Genomic DNA, 18766 nt, shown 5'->3' with positions numbered 1-18766 from the left:
TGGGGCCGGGGGCGGGTCCGGGGTCAGTGGGACGGTCCGGGGATGGTCCGGGGTGCGCCCGTCGTGGGGGTGTGGGCCCGTTCGGCCGCGGCCAGGGCGTCGGCGAAGCGGTCGAGGACCGCGGCGGCCTGCTCGTCGGTGAGGGTGAGCGGGGGCAGGAGCCGGACCACCGCGGAGTGGCGGCCGCCGAGTTCGACGATGAGTCCGCGGGCGAGGCACTCCTGCTGGACGGCGAGGGCCAGGGCGGGGGCGGCGGGCGGGACGAGGTCGTCCGGGCCGGCCGCGTCGGGGTCGACGAGTTCGACGCCGATCATCAGGCCCCGGCCGCGGACGTCGCCGACGCAGGGGTGGGCGGCGGCGAGGCCCTGGAGTCGGCCGAGGATACGGGCGCCGAGGATTCCGGCCCGTTCGGCGAGCTTGTTCTCGCGGACGTACGCGAGGGTGGCCGTGCCGGCGGCCATGGCGAGCTGGTTGCCGCGGAACGTGCCGGCGTGGGCGCCGGGTTCCCAGGCGTCGAGCTCGGACCTGTAGACGATGACGGCGAGTGGGAGGGAGCCGCCGATGGCCTTGGAGAGGACCATCACGTCGGGCACGACACCGCTGTGTTCGACGGCCCAGAAGGCGCCGGTGCGGCCGACGCCGGTCTGGACCTCGTCGACGACGAGCGGGACGGCGCGGTCGGCGGTGATCCGGCGCATCCGGCGCATCCAGTCGTCCGGGGCGGGGATGACCCCGCCTTCGCCCTGGACGGCCTCGACGATCATTCCGGCGGGGGTGGTGACCCCGCTCTTGGGGTCGTCGAGGACGTTCTCGGTCCAGCGGGCGGAGAGTTCCGCGCCGCGGTCGCCGCCGACGCCGAAGGGGCAGCGGTAGTGCTGCGGGTAGGGCAGCCGGGTCACGCGGACGTCGGTCGCTCCGCCGGAGGCGGAGAGGGCTCCGGCCGTCATGCCGTGGTAGGCGCCGGTGAAGGCGAGGAGTCCGTCGCGGCCGGTGGCGGTGCGGACGAGTTTGAGGGCCGCTTCGACGGCGTCCGTGCCGGCCGGTCCGCAGAACTGGATGCGGGCGTTGTCGGCGAGTTCGCCCGGCAGGGTGGCGAACAGCTCCGAGGTGAAGGCGTCCTTGAGGGGGGTGGCGAGGTCGAGGACGTGGAGCGGTGCGCCCGAGTCGAGGACCTTCCTGATCGCTTCCAGGACCACGGGGTGGTTGTGTCCCAGGGCGAGCGTCCCGGCGCCGGAGAGGCAGTCCAGGTAACGGCGGCCGTCCGCACCCTCGATGGTCAGGCCGCGGGCCCGCACGGGGACGATGGGCAGGGACCGGGCGTAGGTGCGCGCGGCGGACTCGCGCTGCGACTGGCGGCGCAGGATCGCCTCGTACCCGCCGCCCCCTTGGTCCGTCGCGTCGCCCGTCGGGTTCCGCACCTGCGCCGCCGGTGCGACGGCAGGAGCTGATTCGGTCACGGCCACGGCTCGGTGTCCTCCCGCTGTAACGGTTGCGTTGCACATCGGGACGTCGCGGAGCCGCCGCAAGGGCCGTCCTGAACGCCGCCGTTGTGTCCCCCGTCCGTACCAACGACGGGAACTCCCGGGGATCACGGGCCGGGTGGCAACAACTTGGCGTGTCCCGGATCACGGCACGGCAACGGCTGAACCCCATTCGGAACCGGCGGCGGGGCAGGTACCGTCCCCTCCGGCACCGGCATAGTTGGGGGCCGTCGGTCGCCGTCCGCGCGGACGCGACCGCCGTTCACCCATGCACACATTGATGTAGTCCCAGGGGGATCACGAGATGCGATCGATTCGTCCGCTGCTGATGGCGGCTTCCGCCGTCGCGGCGCTGACGCTCACCGCGACGGCCTGCGGCCCGACCGAGGAGAACGCGGGAGACAAGCCCAGCGCGCCCGCGAGCCAGAACCCGGCCGACAAGATCCAGATTCCGGAGGACCTGAAGGACCGCCTGAAGGAACACGGGATCGACCTCGACAAGTGGCGCGACGGCGAGTGGAAGAACTGGGACCGCGACAAGTGGCTCCGTGAGGCCAAGGACTTCGTCAATCCGATCATCGAGGACCTCTGGGACCCGGACCGGATGCGGGAGGCCGAGCGCCCCGACAAGCCGGTCGAGGAGGAGGACATCTCGGGTGACGAGGGTGTCACCGACCCGACTCCCGCCGCGGTGAAGGCGAAGGCCGTCGCCCCGAAGTACCACGCCAACGCGCCGGAGGCCGGGAAGGTCTTCTTCGACGGCCCCGAGGGCTCGCTGGTCTGCTCGGCCACCGTGGTGCAGGACCCGGCCCACCCGGGCAAGTCCAACCTGGTCTGGACGGCTGGGCACTGTGTGCACAAGGGCAAGCAGGGCGGCTGGTACCGCAACATCGCCTTCGTGCCCTCGTACAACGACTCCGCGCTGCCGACCTCCGACCTGGAGAAGGCGACGCGGGAGCAGATCGCGCCGTACGGCGTGTGGTGGGCGGACTGGGTCAAGACCTCCGACCAGTGGATCGCCCAGGGTGCGTCCACGGGCGGCGCCGGCGCCCCGTACGACTTCGCGGTCATCCAGGTGACCCCGGAGAAGGGCGGCTCGGGCAAGTCGCTGGAGGAGACGGTCGGTTCGGCCCTCCCGGTCGATTTCAACGCGCCTGCCGTGCCGAAGATCGCGAGCCTGACGGCGACCGGTTACCCGGCGGCGCCGCCGTTCGACGGCCAGAAGATGTTCCAGTGCCAGGACAAGCCGGGCCGGCTGTCGCTGAAGGCGGAGCAGCCGACGATGTACCGGGTCGGCTGCACGATGACCGGTGGTTCGTCCGGCGGTGGCTGGGTGGCCGAGGGCAGTGACGGCAAGCCGGCGCTGGTGTCGAACACCTCGATCGGCCCGTCGACGGCCGGCTGGCTCGCGGGTCCGCGTCTCGGACCCGAGGCCAAGGCCATCTTCGACGAGGTCAGCAAGAAGTACGCCGGGCAGTAGGCACGGCACGGAGGCGGGGCCCCCGGGTCCCGCCTCCCCCCATGTCCGGCCGACGGCCCACGTCCCGGACGCGGAACACATCACAGGGGGAATGCACATCATGCGTTCTGTACGACTCACACCCGCCGTCCTCGGCCTGGCGGCGGCGCTCGCGCTGACCGCCACGGCCTGCGGCCCCACCGAGACCCCGGCCGCCGACAAGCCGGCCGCGGGGGCGAGCAGCTCCGCGCCCGCCACCGACGGTGCCGGCGGCGGCGATGATCTCGCCAAGGACCTCGCCGACAAGCTCAAGAAGCACGGCGTCGACCTGGACAAGTGGAAGGACGGCGAGTGGAAGAACTGGGACGAGGCGACCTGGCTCCGTGAGGCCGAGGACTTCGTCAATCCGGTGATCGACGGCCTCTGGGACCCGACGCGTATGCAGTCGGCGAAGAGCCCGGACCAGACGCTCACCGCGCAGGCCGGCACGGGCGGCACCGACCCGACGCCCCGGCCCGTCAAGGCGCAGCGCGAGAAGACGCCGTACCACCGCAACGCGGCCCCGGTCGGGAAGATCTTCTTCGACTCGCCCGAGGGTCACATGGTCTGCTCCGGCACCATCGTGAAGGACCCGCGCCGGCCCGGTAAGTCCAACATGGTCTGGACGGCCGGGCACTGCGTCCACGCGGGCAAGCGCGGCGGCTGGTACCGCAACATCACCTTCGTGCCGGCCTACAACGACCTCGGCAAGTCGCCCTCCGCCCTGCGCAACGCGCAGCCGCACGAGGTCGCGCCCTACGGCCAGTACTGGGCCGACTGGGCGGTGACCTCGGGCGACTGGATCCAGCGCGGCGGTACGAACCAGGCCTGGCCGTACGACTACGCCGTGCTGCACGTGCAGCCCGAGCGGGGCCGCAAGTCGCTGGAGGAGACCGTCGGCGCCGCGCTGCCGGTCGACTTCTCCGCGCCGACGGCCGCGCAGGCCGGGACGATGGGTGCCTGGGGCTACCCGCAGGCTTCGCCGTACAACGGGCTGATCATGCACAAGTGCCTCGACCGCGCGACGCGGCTCACCACGGCCCCGGCCACGCCTACGATGTACCGGATCGGCTGCACGATGACGGCCGGTTCCTCGGGCGGCGGCTGGTTCCGTGTGCTGCCGAACGGGAAGACGGCGCTCGTGTCGAACACCTCGATCGGCCCGGCCGGCAGCAACGGCTGGCTCGCCGGACCGCAGCTGGGCAAGGGGGCCAAGGCGGCCCACGAGATGGTCAGCAAGAAGTTCGCGCGCTGATCCGAGCGATCGGCACGGCACCGCACCGCACCGCACCGCATCACGACGGAGGGCGCTGTCCGCCTCCCCCTGAGGGGAGGAGGACAGCGCCCTCCGTCGTGGTGCCGTGGCTCAGTGCGCGGCCGGAACGTACGGCGCGAGCATCGCCGCCAGCTCCTCGTGCACCCGGGCCTTGAGCAGGGTGCCCTCCGGGGTGTGCTCCTCGGACTGCACCTCGCCCTCGGCGTGCACCCGCGAGACGAGGCCGCCCTGCGTGTACGGCACGAGGGCTTCGAGCTCGACCTCGGGGCGCGGCAGTTCGGCGTCGATGAGCGCGAGCAGCTGCTCGATGCCCTGGCCCGAACGGGCCGAGACCGCGATGGAGTGCTTCTCCATCCGCAGCAGACGCTGGAGGACCAGCGGGTCCGCCGCGTCCGCCTTGTTGACGACGACGATCTCCTTGACGTTCACCGCGCCGACGTCCCGGAAGACCTCGCGCACGGCGGCCAGCTGCTCCTCCGGAGCCGGGTGGGAGCCGTCCACCACGTGCAGGATGAGGTCGGAGTCCCCGACCTCCTCCATGGTGGAGCGGAAGGCCTCGACCAGGTGGTGCGGCAGGTGCCGGACGAATCCGACGGTGTCGGCCAGGGTGTAGACCCGGCCGGTGGGCGTCTCGGCCCGGCGCACGGTCGGGTCGAGGGTGGCGAACAGGGCGTTCTCCACGAGGACGCCCGCGCCGGTGAGGCGGTTGAGCAGGGAGGACTTGCCCGCGTTGGTGTATCCGGCGATGGCGACCGACGGCACCTTGTTCCGTCGGCGCTCCTGCCGCTTGATGTCGCGGCCGGTCTTCATGTCCGCGATCTCCCGGCGCATCTTCGCCATCTTCTCGCGGATGCGGCGCCGGTCGGTCTCGATCTTGGTCTCACCGGGACCGCGGGTGGCCATGCCGCCACCGCCGCCGCCGCCCATCTGACGGGACAGCGACTGACCCCAGCCTCGCAGTCGCGGCAGCATGTACTGCATCTGCGCGAGCGCGACCTGCGCCTTGCCCTCTCGGGACTTGGCGTGCTGGGCGAAGATGTCGAGGATGAGGGCGGTCCGGTCGACCACCTTCACCTTGACGACGTCTTCGAGGGCGATGAGCTGGCCGGGGCTGAGCTCGCCGTCGCAGACGACGGTGTCGGCGCCGGTCTCGACGACGATGTCGCGCAGTTCGCGTGCCTTGCCGGAGCCGATGAAGGTCGCCGGGTCCGGCTTGTCACGGCGCTGGATCACGCCGTCGAGCACGAGGGCGCCCGCCGTCTCGGCGAGGGCCGCGAGCTCCGCCAGGGAGTTCTCCGCGTCCTGCACGGTCCCCGAGGTCCAGACGCCGACCAGCACGACGCGCTCCAGGCGCAGCTGGCGGTACTCGACCTCGGTGACGTCCTCGAGCTCGGTGGAGAGGCCGGCGACGCGCCGCAGGGCCGCGCGCTCGGAGCGGTCGAACTGCTCGCCGTCCCGCTCTCCGTCGATCTCGTGGCTCCAGGCGACGTCCTCTTCCATCAGGGCATCGGCCCGAAGGCTCTCGGTACGGTTCGTCTCCGCGAAGCGCTGCTCGTCCTGGGAAGGGGAAGAAGAGGAGGTCATTGGGTCCTTACGTCGAATGACGTCGCCTGACAGCGACGAAGCTGGTTCTGTATCCGTCGCAACGCGTGACGGCACCGGAAGATTCCCGGTTCCGGCCGCGTCGCCGACCTGACGATGGTGGCACGGCCCGGCCGGGCCCGTCACCCGGGTTTCGGCGCGGTCCTGGCGGCCTCGGCCGGGCGGGTGCGCCAGTCGGGGTGCCCGGGCATGGGCGGGGTCTTCGCCGCGTACAGCCAGTCACGGAAGAAGGCGGTGAGGTCCCGTCCCGCGATCTCGCCGGCCAGGGCCGTGAAGTCGGCGGTGGTGGCGGTGGAGTCCCGGTGGTCGGCGACCCAGCGGCGCTCCAGGCGCCGGAAGGCCTCGGTGCCGATCTCCTGCCGGAGGGCGTAGAGGACGAGGGCGCTGCCGTCGTAGACGACGGGCCGGAAGAGGCTGATCTTGTGGCCGGGCGAGGGCGGCTCGGGCGCGGCGGGCGGGCCGCCGTCGGCCCGCCACTCGTCGGAGGCCGCGTAGGCCGCCTTCATGCGCCGCTCCAGGGACTTGCCTGCCTTCTCCTGCGCGTACAGCGCCTCGTACCAGCTCGCGTGTCCCTCGTTGAGCCAGAGGTCGGACCACCGGCGGGGCGTGACGCTGTCGCCGAACCACTGGTGGGCCAGCTCGTGCACCATGATCGAGTCGACGTACCACTCCGGGTAGCGGGGCTCCGTGAAGAGGCCCCGCTCGAAGAGGGAGAGGGTCTGCGTCTCCAGCTCGAAGCCCGTGTCGGCGTCGGCGACGAGCACGCCGTACGTCTCGAAGGGGTACGGGCCGACCTGCTGCTCCATCCACTCCAGCTGGCCGGGGGTCTTGCGGAGCCAGGGCTCCATCAGCTCCCGGTCGGCGGTCCGCACCACGTCCCGTACGGGCAGGCCTCCGGGACCGCTCCGGTGCACGACGGTGGAGCTTCCGATGGAGACCTGGGCGAGCTCCGTGGCCATGGGGTGGCGCGTGCGGTACGTCCAGGTGGTGGTGGCGCCGTGGTCGACGCGTCCGGCGGGCAGGCCGTTGGCGACGGCGGTGAGCGCACTGGGGGCGGTGATCCGGAAGGTGAAGTACGCCTTGTCGGCGGGGTGGTCGTTGGAGGGGAAGACGCGGTGGGCGGCGTCCGCCTGGTTGGCCATGGCGAGGCCGTCGCCGGTCCGGACCCAGCCGCCGGTGTCGGCGGGGCCTGTGGGGTCGCTGGTGTGCGTGACGGTGATCTCGACGGGCTCGCCGGCGTCGATCGGCACGGCGGGGGTGACGATCAGGTCCTCACCGCTGCTCGTGTACGAGGCCGGCAGGTCGTCGACGGTGACGGCGGAGACGGTCCCGTGGGTGAAGTCGAGGTTGAGCCGCTCCAGGTCCTCGGTGACGAGGGCGTCGATCCGGGTCACGGCGGCGAGCGGCTTGGTGTTGACCCCCGGGTAGGTGAGGTCGAGGTCGTACGCGAGGACGTCGTAGCCGGGGTTGCCGAGGTGTGGGAAGAGCGGGTCGCCGATGCCGAGCGGCGCCGGTGCGGGCAGCGCGGCGGCGACGAGCCCGGTCGAGGCGGCGACGAGGACGGCTGCGCGCAGCCACCGCGCGCGGGGCAGGGGGTTTCGGACGAGCGGCATGGGCCAGGCCTTTCCGGAGGACTGGCCCTACGGCTACCAGGGGTTTCCCCGCTCCTCCGGGCGGCGCGCTCGCCCGCCACCCGAAGGGGGTCAAGTCGGGTCGCGTCGGTTCACGTCACACCGTGCCGTGCCCCGTCCTGCTGCCGCGGGCGCGGTTCACGTCGTACACGCCCGGTACGTCGCGCATGGCCCGCATCAGGGCGGGGAGCCCGGCCGCGTCGGGGAGGTGGAGGGTGTACGTGTGGCGGACGCGCTGTTCGCTGGGCGGCTCGACGGTCGCGGAGACGACGGCTGCCCCGGCGGTGGCGATGGCCTCGGTGAGGTCGGCGAGGAGGCGCGGCCTGCCGAAGGACTCGGCGACGAGGGTGACCCGGCACTGGGCGGTGTCGCCCCAGCGGACGGTGACGGGCTCGCGGCCCACCCCGCGCATGGTCTCGACGGCCGCGCAGCCGGCCCGGTGGACGGTGACCGAGCCGCCGCGGACGCGGAATCCGGTGATCTCGTCGGGTGGTACGGGGGTGCAGCAGCCGGCGGGGCGGACGACGGCGGGCGGCTCGCCGTCCAGGTCGGCGTGGAGCACGGCGCCGGACCGCCGGTCGGCGGGGACGTTGACCTGGGGCCGGGGGCCGACGTCGGCGGGGGCCGCGGCCGCTTCGGGGTGGGCCTGGAGCCAGCCGGTGATCGCGATCCGCGCGGCGGCGGTACGGGCGTGGTCGAGCCACTCGGGAGAGGGCCCGGACACGGTGTCCTGGGCGAGCAGCAGTTGGACGGTGTCCCCGTCGCCGAGGACGGTGCTCAGGGGGGCGAGGCGGCCGTTGACCCGGGCGCCGAGACAGCCGTGGGCGGCCTCGCCGTGCCGGGCGTAGGCGGCGTCGACGCAGCTGGCTCCGGCGGGCAGGCTGATCGTGCCGGGGGCGCTGCCGTCGGCGCTGAAGACGGTGATCTCGTCGTCCTCGGCGAGGTGGGCGCGGAGCGAGCTCCAGAAGGTGTCGGGGTCGGGGGCGGACTGCTGCCAGTCGAGGAGCCGGGAGAGCCAGCCGGGGCGGGTGGGGTCGACGCGCTCGCCGTCCTCGGGCTGCGGGTCGGGGGTGAGGACGGGGGCGGGCTGCCCTGTGGGCGGCGTCGGGCCGGGGCTCGGTTCCTGGCCCGTGTACGGATTGCCGAGGGCGACGACTCCGGCCTCGGCGACCGTGTGCATCCGGTGGGTCCTGATGAGGATCTCGGCCACGGCCCCGTCGGGGGCGGCGATCGCGGTGTGCAGGGACTGGTACAGGTTGAACTTGGGGGCCGCGATGAAGTCCTTGAACTCGGAGATCACCGGGGTGAAGCAGGTGTGGAGCTCGCCGAGGACCCCGTAGCAGTCGGCGTCCTCGGCGACGAGGACGAGGAGCCGCCCGAAGTCGCAGCCGCGCAGCTCGCCGCGCTTGAGGCGGACGCGGTGCACGGACACGAAGTGCCGGGGCCGGACGAGGACCTCGGCGCCGATGCCGGCCTCGCGGAGGACGGCGCCGACCTGTTCGGCCATGGCGTCGAGGGCGTCCCCCGCGTGGGAGTTCTCGGCGATGAGGGCGCGGGTGTTCTCGTACTCCTCGGAGTGGAGGATCGCGAAGACGAGGTCCTCCAGCTCGGTCTTGAGGGCCTGGACCCCGAGCCGTTCGGCGAGGGGGATGAGGAAGTCCCGGGTGACCTTGGCGATCCTGGCCTGTTTCTCCGGCCGCATCACGCCGAGCGTGCGCATGTTGTGGAGGCGGTCGGCGAGTTTGATCGACATGACGCGGACGTCGTTGCCCGTGGCGACGAGCATCTTGCGGAAGGTCTCGGGCTCGGCGGCGGCGCCGTAGTCGATCTTCTCCACCTTGGTGACGCCGTCGACGAGGTAGGCGACCTCGGCGCCGAACTCCCGGCGCACCTGGTCGAGCGTCACCTCGGTGTCCTCGACGGTGTCGTGGAGGAGCGAGGCGGTCAGGGTGGTGGTCTCCGCGCCGAGTTCGGCGAGGATGAGCGTGACCGCGAGCGGGTGCGTGATGTACGGCTCGCCGCTCTTGCGGAACTGGCCGCGGTGCGAGGACTCGGCGAGGACGTATGCCCGGCGCAGCACCGTGAGGTCGGCCTCGGGGTGGTGGGCCCGGTGCGCCTCGGCGACATGGCTGATGGCGTCGGGCAGCCGGTCACGGGGTGCCGGTCCCGCGGTGGCGCCGAGGAGGGCGGCGCGGCCGAGGCGGCGCAAGTCGATCCGGGCGCGTCCGCGTCTGCGGACGGTCGTGTCGGTGACGGCGGCGTCGGCCGCGCTCACAGGGTTGGTGGCCTCTGCGCTCATGGGGCACCTCCGGCAACGTCGACCGGCGGTGGGCGGGCCAGGCGTGCCCTGGGGGCCGGTGCTTGATGCTACCGACCCCACCACGTGGCGCAGTCACGCTCTCGCTCAGCGTGAATCGGATCACCCATTCGAGCGACAATTCAGTCGTTGACTGTTTCGATTCCCTGGATTCCCGTGGGAATGGACCCGGTGGGAACGGAGCCGGTCGGAACGGACCCGGTGGGGACGGACAGCCACGCCGGGTCGATGGTGCCCTCGGCGACGATGACGGCGGGTCCGGTCATCTCGATCTCGCCGTCGGGGTGCTCGGTGATGACGAGGGTCCCGCCGAGGACGTCGACGGTGTACGTGACGGGGGTGCCGCTCGCGGTCGGGTCGGCGCCGTCGCGGCGGGCCGTGGCGACGGCGACGGCGCACGCGCCCGTGCCGCAGGAGCGGGTCTCGGCGGCGCCGCGCTCGTGGACCCGCATGGCGACGTGCCGGGGGCCGCGGTCGGCGACGAACTCGATGTTCACCCCGTCCGGGTAGACCGCGGCGGGCTCGTAGGGCGGCTCCGTGAAGAGGTTGCCCGCGTGGCCGAGGTCCTCGACGAAGGCGACCGCGTGCGGATTGCCCATGTTCACGTTCCGCGCGGGCCAGCTGCGGCCGTCGACGGTGACGGTGACCCCGGCCTCGGGCAGGACCGCGCGGCCCATGGAGACGGTGACGGAACCGTCCTTGTCGAGGTGGACGCGCTTGACCCCGCCGCGGGTGGCGACGGCGACCTCGCCCGCGGTGACGTGCCCGGCGTGCTGGAGGTAGCGGGCGAACACCCGGACGCCGTTGCCGCACATCTCGGCGACCGATCCGTCGGCGTTCCGGTAGTCCATGAACCACTCGGCCTCGTCGGCCAGGTGCCGCGCCTCGGGGTGGGCGGCGCTGCGCACGACGTGCAGCAGCCCGTCCCCGCCGATGCCGGCCCGTCGGTCGCAGAGCCGGGCGACGGAGGCCGGGCTCAGCTCGACGGTGTTGTCCGCGTCGGGGACGATCACGAAGTCGTTCTCGGTGCCGTGGCCCTTGAGGAAGGGGAGCGGCGAGGTCTGCGTGCTGGTCACGAGATCAACTGTACGGGGCGGGTCCGACAGGCGGCGCGGCCGTCCGTCACGGGACGTACGGAGAGCTCAGCGGAGGCGGGCGACGCGCCAGACGGCCAGGGCGACCAGGACGGCGATCGTCGCCACGTACAGGGCGAGGACGCGCCAGTCGGGGCGCTCGCCCGAGCCGCGCTGCGGAAGGCCGGGCCAGGTGTAGCCGACCTTGCGGGCGGCCATCATGCCCCAGCCGGCCGCGCAGGAACTGATGAGCAGTCCGAGCATGGCGAGGACGGCGCCGCCGTCACCCGAACCGAAGGCGAGCGGGAACGCGAACATCAGGGAGCCGACGGCGGCGAGGCCGACGATCGGGGCGAGCTGCCAGATCCGCAGGCGTCGCTGCGGTCTGAGCTCGACCTCCACCTCGTCGGCGTCCACCTCGACGGCGGTACCTTCCGCGTCGTCAGGACCGTCCGGTGTCAGGCCCGGGGCCCCGACCGGGGCATCGCCCGTCGGGTCGCCCAGGACCGCTTCCTGCGGTTCTCTGTCGCGAGGGCCGGCCTCCATCGCCACGCGCCCTCCCCACTCGGACTCCACTTGGTCGATCGATGCTCGATGATGGCACGCTCCTGACCGCCGAACTGACGGGCAGGGCGTCCCGATGCCATCACGTGATCAGGCTGTAACCGCTCGTTCGACCAACGACAGCGCCTCTCGCGGGAGTTCCCCGCGGTGATCGGCGGCTCCGCTGAGCCAGTGGACGCGCGGGTCGCGGCGGAACCAGGAGTCCTGGCGACGGGCGAAGCGCTTGGTGGCGCGTACGGTCTCCGCGCGCGCCTCGTCCTCGGTGCACTCCCCCGCCAGCGCGGCGAGGACCTGCTGGTAGCCGAGGGCGCGGGCGGCGGTGCGGCCCTCACGCAGACCCCGCGCCTCCAGGGTGCGCACCTCGTCGACGAGGCCTGCCTCCCACATCCGGTCCACGCGCGTCGCGATCCGCTCGTCCAGCTCGGGGCGGCCCACGTCGACGCCGATCTGGACGGTGTCGTAGACGGAGTCGGGTCCGGGCAGGTTGGCGGTGAAGGGCTTGCCTGTGATCTCGATGACTTCGAGCGCGCGGACGATGCGGCGTCCGTTGCTGGGCAGGATCGCGCGGGCCGCCTCGGGGTCGGCCTCGGCGAGCCGGGCGTGCAGGACACCCGAGCCGCGCTCCTCCACCTCGGCTTCCAGCCGGGCCCGGACGGCGGGGTCGGTGCCGGGGAACTCCAGGGCGTCGACGGCCCCCCGTACGTACAGGCCGGAACCGCCGACGAGGACGGGTGTGCGACCGGCCGCGAGCAGCCGGTCGATCTCGGCACGGGCCAACCGCTGGTACTCGGCCACGCTGGCGGCCTCGGTCACGTCCCAGATGTCGAGGAGGTGGTGCGGGACGCCGTCCCGTTCCTCCAGCGTCAGTTTGGCGGTCCCGATGTCCATCCCCCGGTAGAGCTGCATCGAGTCGGCGTTGACGACCTCGCCGCCGAGCTGCTGGGCCAGAAATACACCCAGATCGGACTTTCCGGCCGCAGTGGGACCGACGACGGCGATGACCCGCGGGGCGGGAGCTGCGCTTCTCACCGCACCAGTCTCGCAAACCTCCGGGCCCGTCCCCGAACGAGCTACGTGACGACCCCCATCCGGCTTCGTTGCCTGTTGCGAGGTTCCGGCCGTCGATCACCGCCGAGCCCCTCCCATCCGAGTACGCTATGGAGTGAATATGGGCGTTTTTGCAGTCTTTCGCCGTAAGAAGAAGGATGTGGTCGAGGCCTCGCCGGAGGAGACCGGGGCCGTCGTGGCGTCGGAAGGCGACGAGGTGACGGAGGCGAAGTCGAAGGCTGAGACGGAGACGGAGACGGAGGCCGCGGAGATCCGCGCCGGAATCGACGCTGATGCCGACGCCGCCACCGATGTCGAGGAAGACGTCGATGGCGGAGCCGACGTCGGTGTCGATGCCGATGCCCGCGTGGACGTGGATGTCGACGCCGATGCCGATCTCGATGTCGCCGACAAGGCCGAGGGCACCTCCGAGGTCGTGGAGATCCCGAAGCAGCAGTCGGCCGAGGCCGCCGCGGACAACGAGGCAGGCGAAGGCGCCCGCAAGTAGGCCCCCGGGGTCCTGGGGGCAGGACACGGAACACGGATCCCCCGAGGGTCCGCGGAGGGAAGGTGCCCCATGGGTCTCCTGGATTCGCTGAAGGCCAAGCTCGCCCCTGCCAAGGACAAGGTGGCCGACCTCGCGCAGCAGCACGGGGGCAAGATCGACCACGGTCTCGACAAGGCGGCGAAGATGGTCGACGAGAAGACCAAGGGCAAGTACAGCGACAAGATCCAGTCCGGTACGGGCAAGGCCAAGGACGTAGTGGAACGGATCGGTCACAAGGACGACGGCACGCCCGGGAGCGGCGGCGCGACCCCGCCGCCGGCCGCCTGACGACCGGCGTCAACCCACAGACGACAGTTCCCCTCCGCACGGCGGACGGCCGCGGAGCATCATGCTCCGCGGCCGTCCGCCGTTCTCGTGTCGTGCGTCGTGCGTCGTGCCACGTGCGGCGTGCGGCGTCCCGTCAGGACCAGGCGGCGACGATGTACTCCACGCCGTAGGGGGCGTCCTCATGCAGCAGCCGGCCTTCCAGCCCCGCTCCCTCGGCGGCGCCCGCCAGGACCTGCCAGGGCGCGCGGCCGGCCGCCTTCAGCTCGTACGCGAGCTCCTCGTCGAGCGCGAGCAGCGCGGCCACGTCGGCCGTGCCCAGCGCGCGGGCGGCCCCGGCGTCGAAACCGGCCGCCCGCTCGTCCAGGTAGCCGGGAGCCTTCACGGTCCGGCAGGCGCTGCCGTCCCCCATCACGAGGAGCGCGACCCGCCCGGCGGAGGCGGCGAGCTCACGGCCGGTCGCGGCGCAGGCCTCCGCCGCCTCCCGCTCGTCCACGCCCCGGCCCTCGACCGGCGCGTCGGCCCAGTCGGCGCGGCCGAGCAGCCAGGCGCCCACGGCGAGGCTCGCGGGCAGGGGGCGGTCGGCGGCGGGACCGTCACCGAGCCGTACGGCGAGGTCGACCCCGAAGCCGGCGAAGGAACCCGTCGAACCGGCCGAGAAGACGCCGGCGGTGTCCCCGGCGGCGGGGCCGACGACGTACAGCCGGTCGGGGCGCGAGGCGGCGAGCAGTCCGACGGCGTCGGCGCAGGCGGTGCGCGCGGCGTCCAGCTCGGGGGCGGCGCCGGTCGCGACCTCGGGCAGGAGGAGCGGCGGACAGGGGCAGACGGCTGCGGCGACAAGCATGATCCGCACCCTACTGCGCGGCCGCGCCCGCTCCCCCGCCGACGCAGGGCGCCGCGCCCTGACGGCTACCGGGCGCCGTGCCCTGACCGCCACCGGGAGCCGCGCCCCCCTCGTCCCTCGACACGCGCCCCCCCGGTGCGCGCCTTCGTGGTCAGTGGCTTCCGCAGGCCGGGGCGTCGGCGGCCGGGAGCGGCTCCGGGACGCCGATCTTCGGGAGGCCGAGGAGCACGCCCGCCGGCTTCGCGGCGGCCGCCGTGGTGCGCTTCTCCCAGGCGTCGCCGGAGCGGGTACGGCGTACCGACTCCGTCGGGCCCTCGGCGAGCAGGTGGTGCGGAGCGGCGTAGGTGATCTCGACGGTCACGACATCGCCGGGCCGGACGTCCTGCTCCGGCTTGGTGAAGTGGACGAGCCGGTTGTCGGGGGCGCGGCCGGAGAGGCGGTGCGTGGCGCCGTCCTTGCGGCCCTCGCCCTCGGCGACCATGACCTCCAGGGTGCGGCCGACCTGCTTCTTGTTCTCCTCCCAGGAGATCTCCTCCTGGAGCGCGACGAGGCGCATGTAGCGCTCCTGCACGACGTCCTTGGGGATCTGGCCGTCCATCTCGGCGGCCGGGGTGCCGGGGCGCTTGGAGTACTGGAAGGTGAACGCGTTCGCGAAGCGGGCCTCGCGGACGGCGTGCATCGTCTGCTCGAAGTCCTCCTCGGTCTCGCCGGGGAAGCCCACGATGATGTCGGTGGAGATGGCGGCGTGCGGAATGGCCGCGCGGACCTTCTCGATGATCCCGAGGAAACGCTCCTGCCGGTACGAGCGGCGCATCGCCTTGAGGATCGAGTCCGAGCCGGACTGCATCGGCATGTGCAGCTGCGGCATCACGTTCGGCGTCTCGGCCATCGCCGCGATCACGTCGTCGGTGAAGTCGCGGGGGTGCGGGGAGGTGAACCGGACGCGCTCCAGGCCCTCGATCTGGCCGCAGGCCCGCAGCAGCTTGGAGAAGGCCTCGCGGTCGCCCAGGTCCGAGCCGTACGCGTTGACGTTCTGGCCGAGCAGGGTGATCTCGGAGACGCCCTCGGCGACCAGGGCCTCGATCTCGGCGAGGATGTCGCCGGGCCGGCGGTCCTCCTCCTTGCCGCGCAGCGCCGGGACGATGCAGAAGGTGCAGGTGTTGTTGCAGCCGACGGAGATCGAGACCCAGGCGGCGTAGGCGGACTCGCGCCGGGTCGGCAGCGTGGAGGGGAAGGCCTCGAGCGACTCGGCGATCTCGATCTGCGCCTCCTCCTGGATGCGGGCGCGCTCCAGGAGCACCGGCAGCTTGCCGATGTTGTGCGTACCGAAGACCACGTCGACCCAGGGGGCCTTCTTGACGATGGTGTCGCGGTCCTTCTGGGCGAGGCAGCCGCCGACGGCGATCTGCATGCCCGGGCGCGTGGTCTTCATCGGGGCGAGCCGGCCGAGGTTGCCGTACAGCTTGTTGTCGGCGTTCTCCCGCACCGCGCAGGTGTTGAAGACCACGACGTCGGCGTCGCCGTCGGATCCGCGGGGAGCCTTGACGTAGCCCGCCTCTTCCAGCAGACCGGAGAGCCGCTCGGAGTCGTGCACGTTCATCTGGCACCCGTAGGTACGAATCTCGTAGGTCTTGGATCCTTCAACGCTCACTGCGGGACTCCGGTCGCTGCTGCTGGTCATGAGTCACCAGGGTAGGCGGTCCGGGGAGTGCCCCCGCTGGTTCTCGTCGACCAATTCACACACAGGCATGTTCGTTCGAACATCATCGTGATAGAAATGGGTCATGGGTGTCGCCAATCGTCTGGACCTGACCCTGCGATTGGTGCAGGGCTCCGACCGGGTTTCCGTGTCGGAGCTCTCCCATCGACTGGGCGTATCGGAGATGACCGTCCGCAGGGACCTCGACGCGCTGGAGCGTCAGGGCCTCGTGCGCCGGGTGCACGGCGGCGCCGTCGCCACCCGCGTACGCGACGAACAAGCCGGCTTCTCGGCGCGGGAGCCGTGGCAGGCCGCCACCAAGGACCGCCTGGGCGCGGCGGCGGCCGCGCTGGTCGAGCCGGGCTCACGCGTCCTCCTGGACGCGGGGACCACGACCGTGCACGTGGCCGAGCACCTGGCGGCCCGGGGCCCGCTGACGGTCGCCGTGCTCAGCATCCAGGCGGCGGTGGTCCTGGCCGACAGACCGGGGATCGACCTCCTGCTCGTCGGCGGCCGGTCGCGTCCCGGCGAGCGGTCCCTCGTCGGCCCGCTCGCGCTGCGCACGCTGGAATCGCTGGCCTTCGATTGCTTCCTGATGTCCATCGGCGGGGTGCACGCCGAGCACGGCTGGTCGGAGTTCTCCCTGGACGACGCGGCCGTCAAGCAGGCCGGACTCGCCCGGGCCGACCGCACGGTCGCGGTGGCGGACGCCACCAAGCTCGGCGTGCGGGCGTTCAGCCGGGTCGCCGAGCTGGGCGTGGCGCACCACTTCGTCACCGACCGGGCCGCCGAGGACGCCGCCACGCACCCCGGTGGGCCGCAGACGCTGGACGCGCTGCGGGACGCGGGCGTCGACGTACACCTGGCCTGAAACCGCCCGCCGCACCCGTACGTGCGCCCGGGCTCGTAGCGCGTACTCGTCACCCGTGCTCGTAGCGCGTACGCGTCACCCGTGCTCGTGGCTCGTACGCGTCACCCGTGCTCGCAAACCGTGCTCGTACCGAGGAGTGATCCGCTCGTGACCACCGTTCCCCGCCCGCTGATGATCCTCGTCGCCGGCCCCTACCGCTCGGGCACCGGCGACGACCCCCTCAAGCTCGAAGCCAACGTACGGGCGATGAACGAGGTCGCTCTCGTCCTCTTCCGCGCCGGGCACCTGCCCGTCACCGGCGAGGCCCTCGCGCTCCCGCTCCTGGAGACGGCCGGCGGCGCCCGCCCCGGCGACCCGCTCTTCGACGAGGTCTTCCACCCGGTCGCCGAGCGGCTGCTCTCCCGCTGCGACGCGGTCCTGCGGATCGGCGGCCCCTCCGAGGGGGCGGACATGATGGTCGACAAGGCCCGCGCACAGGGCAAGGACGTCTACGGTTCCCTCGCAGCCGTCCCGACCGTCGTCCCGACCGTCGACCCGACCGTCGACCCGACCGTCGACCCGTCCGTCGACCCGTCCATCGTCCCTTCCGTCGCCCGATGACCGCCGGCGTCGACACCCCCGACCGCCGCGGCCGCACCGGCCTCGACCGGCAGGGCCGCGACCTGACCGGCAACCCGCGCGTGCGGATCCGGGACGTGGAGGTGCTCTCCTGCGACTGGTACGTGCTGCGCAAGACCACCTTCGACTACCGGCACAGCGACGGGCACTGGAGCCGCGAGCAGCGCGAGACCCACGACCGCGGCGACGGCGCGACCGTCCTCCTCCACAACAGCGCCCGCCGTACGGTGCTGCTGACCCGTCAGTTCCGCCTCCCCGCCTACGTCAACGGGCACCCCGACGGCATGCTCCTCGAAACCGCCGCCGGACTGCTTGACGACGAGAGCCCGGAGGAGGCGATCCGGCGGGAGGCCGCCGAGGAGACCGGGCACACCATCGGGGCCGCCGAGCACGTCTTCGACGTCTACATGAGTCCCGGCTCGGTCACCGAGCGGCTGCACTTCTTCGCCGCCCCCTACGACGCGGCGGAGTTCGCCGACGGTGGCGGCGGAATCGCCGCCGAGGGCGAGGACATCACGACCGTGGAGCTCCCCTTCGCCGAGGCGCTCGCCATGGTCCGCGACGGCCGGATCGCCGACGCCAAGACCATCATGCTGCTCCAGTGGGCAGCGCTCGACGGACCGTTCCGGCCGGAGTGACGACCCTGCGGTTTTCCGCAGGAAGCCGGGCGGGAAGCCCCATACCGGTGCTGAGCTGGGATTTCTAGGTTGGAGACCTCGTCATGCCGCTCCCCGACCAGCTGCTTGTGGCCGCCCAGGCCGCCGCTGCCGCCGCCCAGGAACCCGCCGACGGTGTCGCCGGATGGGCCGCCGGGCTCGTCGAGACGATGGGCGGGCCCGGCGCGGGGCTCGCCATCGCCCTGGAGAACCTGTTCCCGCCGTTGCCCAGCGAGGTGATCCTGCCCCTGACCGGCTTCGCCGCCGGGCAGGGCGTGATCAGCCTCGCCTCGGCGCTGTTCTGGACGACCCTGGGCTCGGTGGTCGGGGCCGTGGCCCTCTACTGGATCGGCGCGCTGTTCGGGCGGCGGCGCATGCACGCGCTCTGGGCGCGGCTGCCCCTGGTGAAGGTCTCCGATCTGGAGCGCACCGAGCAGTGGTTCGCCCGGCACGGCACCAAGGCGGTGCTCCTGGGGCGGATGGTGCCGATCTTCCGCAGTCTGATCTCCGTGCCGGCCGGCGTCGAGCGGATGCCGGTCCCTCTCTTCCTCCTCCTCACGACGGTCGGCAGCCTCGTCTGGAACAGCGTGCTCGTGATGGCCGGTTACTGGCTCGGGGACCGCTGGGACCTGGTCGAGGGGTACGTCGGCGTGCTGTCCAAGGCCGTCCTCGTACTGGCGCTCGTGGCCCTGGCCGCGTATCTGGCCGTACGGCTCCGGGGGCGCGGGCGCGCCCAGCACCGCCGCACCTCGTGACC

At 72.4% G+C, this 18766-nt stretch carries 17 protein-coding genes; 8 read left to right on the top strand and 9 right to left on the bottom strand.

Annotated features, from left to right (window positions below):
• Positions 1–23: 23 nt before the first annotated feature.
• Complete coding sequence (locus tag ACIBG6_RS26570) at positions 24–1463, bottom strand: diaminobutyrate--2-oxoglutarate transaminase family protein (RefSeq protein ID WP_399225106.1); 1440 nt, start codon at positions 1461–1463, stop codon at positions 24–26.
• A gap of 322 nt (positions 1464–1785) precedes the next feature.
• On the opposite strand from ACIBG6_RS26570, the gene ACIBG6_RS26565 reads away from it, so the two are divergent.
• Together ACIBG6_RS26565 and ACIBG6_RS26560 are read left to right on the top strand one after the other, a co-directional pair.
• A complete protein-coding gene (locus tag ACIBG6_RS26565) occupies positions 1786–2961 on the top strand; it encodes a trypsin-like serine peptidase (RefSeq protein ID WP_399225105.1) in 1176 nt (391 codons plus the stop codon).
• A 100-nt stretch (positions 2962–3061) separates the two neighbouring features.
• Positions 3062–4234: a trypsin-like serine peptidase gene (locus tag ACIBG6_RS26560; RefSeq protein WP_399225104.1), complete on the top strand. Its 1173-nt coding sequence runs from the start codon at positions 3062–3064 to the stop codon at positions 4232–4234.
• Positions 4235–4345: 111 nt separating this feature from the next.
• On the opposite strand, the gene hflX is transcribed toward ACIBG6_RS26560, so the two are convergent.
• The 6 genes from hflX to miaA all read right to left on the bottom strand — a co-directional run bounded on the left by hflX (position 4346) and on the right by miaA (position 12471).
• On the bottom strand, positions 4346–5839 hold the full coding sequence (gene hflX, locus ACIBG6_RS26555; protein ID WP_399225102.1) for a GTPase HflX: 1494 nt from the start codon (positions 5837–5839) through the stop codon (positions 4346–4348).
• 140 nt (positions 5840–5979) lie between these two features.
• The gene (locus ACIBG6_RS26550) at positions 5980–7470 is read right to left on the bottom strand and encodes a M1 family metallopeptidase (RefSeq protein WP_399225101.1); all 1491 of its coding nucleotides are present in this window, start codon (positions 7468–7470) and stop codon (positions 5980–5982) included.
• 115 nt (positions 7471–7585) lie between these two features.
• Complete coding sequence (locus ACIBG6_RS26545) at positions 7586–9787, bottom strand: RelA/SpoT family protein (protein ID WP_399225100.1); 2202 nt, start codon at positions 9785–9787, stop codon at positions 7586–7588.
• A gap of 140 nt (positions 9788–9927) precedes the next feature.
• Positions 9928–10881, bottom strand: coding sequence for a diaminopimelate epimerase (gene dapF, locus ACIBG6_RS26540; protein WP_399225099.1), 954 nt, complete (start codon positions 10879–10881; stop codon positions 9928–9930).
• 66 nt (positions 10882–10947) lie between these two features.
• A complete protein-coding gene (locus ACIBG6_RS26535; RefSeq protein WP_399225386.1) occupies positions 10948–11424 on the bottom strand; it encodes a hypothetical protein in 477 nt (158 codons plus the stop codon).
• A 108-nt stretch (positions 11425–11532) separates the two neighbouring features.
• Positions 11533–12471 (bottom strand): tRNA (adenosine(37)-N6)-dimethylallyltransferase MiaA, encoded by a 939-nt coding sequence (gene miaA / locus ACIBG6_RS26530; RefSeq protein WP_399225098.1) that lies wholly within the window; start codon positions 12469–12471, stop codon positions 11533–11535.
• Positions 12472–12610: 139 nt separating this feature from the next.
• Between miaA and ACIBG6_RS26525 the strand changes: the two genes are divergently transcribed.
• Together ACIBG6_RS26525 and ACIBG6_RS26520 are read left to right on the top strand one after the other, a co-directional pair.
• Positions 12611–12997: a hypothetical protein gene (locus ACIBG6_RS26525; protein ID WP_399225097.1), complete on the top strand. Its 387-nt coding sequence runs from the start codon at positions 12611–12613 to the stop codon at positions 12995–12997.
• Between the two features lie 69 nt (positions 12998–13066).
• Entirely contained in the window at positions 13067–13324 is a 258-nt protein-coding gene (locus ACIBG6_RS26520; protein WP_399225096.1) for an antitoxin, read from the top strand.
• Positions 13325–13457: 133 nt separating this feature from the next.
• Here the strand turns inward: ACIBG6_RS26520 and ACIBG6_RS26515 are convergent, their stop codons facing one another.
• Positions 13458–14165, bottom strand: coding sequence for a class III extradiol dioxygenase subunit B-like domain-containing protein (locus ACIBG6_RS26515; RefSeq protein WP_399225095.1), 708 nt, complete (start codon positions 14163–14165; stop codon positions 13458–13460).
• A gap of 151 nt (positions 14166–14316) precedes the next feature.
• Positions 14317–15846 (bottom strand): tRNA (N6-isopentenyl adenosine(37)-C2)-methylthiotransferase MiaB, encoded by a 1530-nt coding sequence (miaB, locus tag ACIBG6_RS26510; protein ID WP_399225094.1) that lies wholly within the window; start codon positions 15844–15846, stop codon positions 14317–14319.
• A 103-nt stretch (positions 15847–15949) separates the two neighbouring features.
• Between miaB and ACIBG6_RS26505 the strand changes: the two genes are divergently transcribed.
• The 4 genes from ACIBG6_RS26505 to ACIBG6_RS26490 all read left to right on the top strand — a co-directional run bounded on the left by ACIBG6_RS26505 (position 15950) and on the right by ACIBG6_RS26490 (position 18764).
• Entirely contained in the window at positions 15950–16735 is a 786-nt protein-coding gene (locus tag ACIBG6_RS26505) for a DeoR/GlpR family DNA-binding transcription regulator (RefSeq protein WP_399225093.1), read from the top strand.
• Positions 16736–16906: 171 nt separating this feature from the next.
• On the top strand, positions 16907–17335 hold the full coding sequence (locus ACIBG6_RS26500) for a DUF4406 domain-containing protein (RefSeq protein ID WP_399225384.1): 429 nt from the start codon (positions 16907–16909) through the stop codon (positions 17333–17335).
• Positions 17332–17991, top strand: coding sequence for an NUDIX domain-containing protein (locus tag ACIBG6_RS26495; RefSeq protein ID WP_399225091.1), 660 nt, complete (start codon positions 17332–17334; stop codon positions 17989–17991). The genes ACIBG6_RS26500 and ACIBG6_RS26495 overlap by 4 nt, the downstream gene beginning before the upstream one ends.
• A gap of 83 nt (positions 17992–18074) precedes the next feature.
• Positions 18075–18764 carry a DedA family protein gene (locus ACIBG6_RS26490; RefSeq protein WP_399225090.1) on the top strand — a complete coding sequence of 230 codons (690 nt, stop codon included), beginning with the start codon at positions 18075–18077 and terminating at the stop codon, positions 18762–18764.
• The last annotated feature ends 2 nt before the right edge of the window (positions 18765–18766 follow it).

The organism is Streptomyces sp. NPDC050842 (assembly GCF_044456565.1).
Taxonomy (GTDB): Bacteria; Actinomycetota; Actinomycetes; order Streptomycetales; family Streptomycetaceae; genus Streptomyces.
This window is presented reverse-complemented; position numbering and strand designations above follow the sequence as displayed.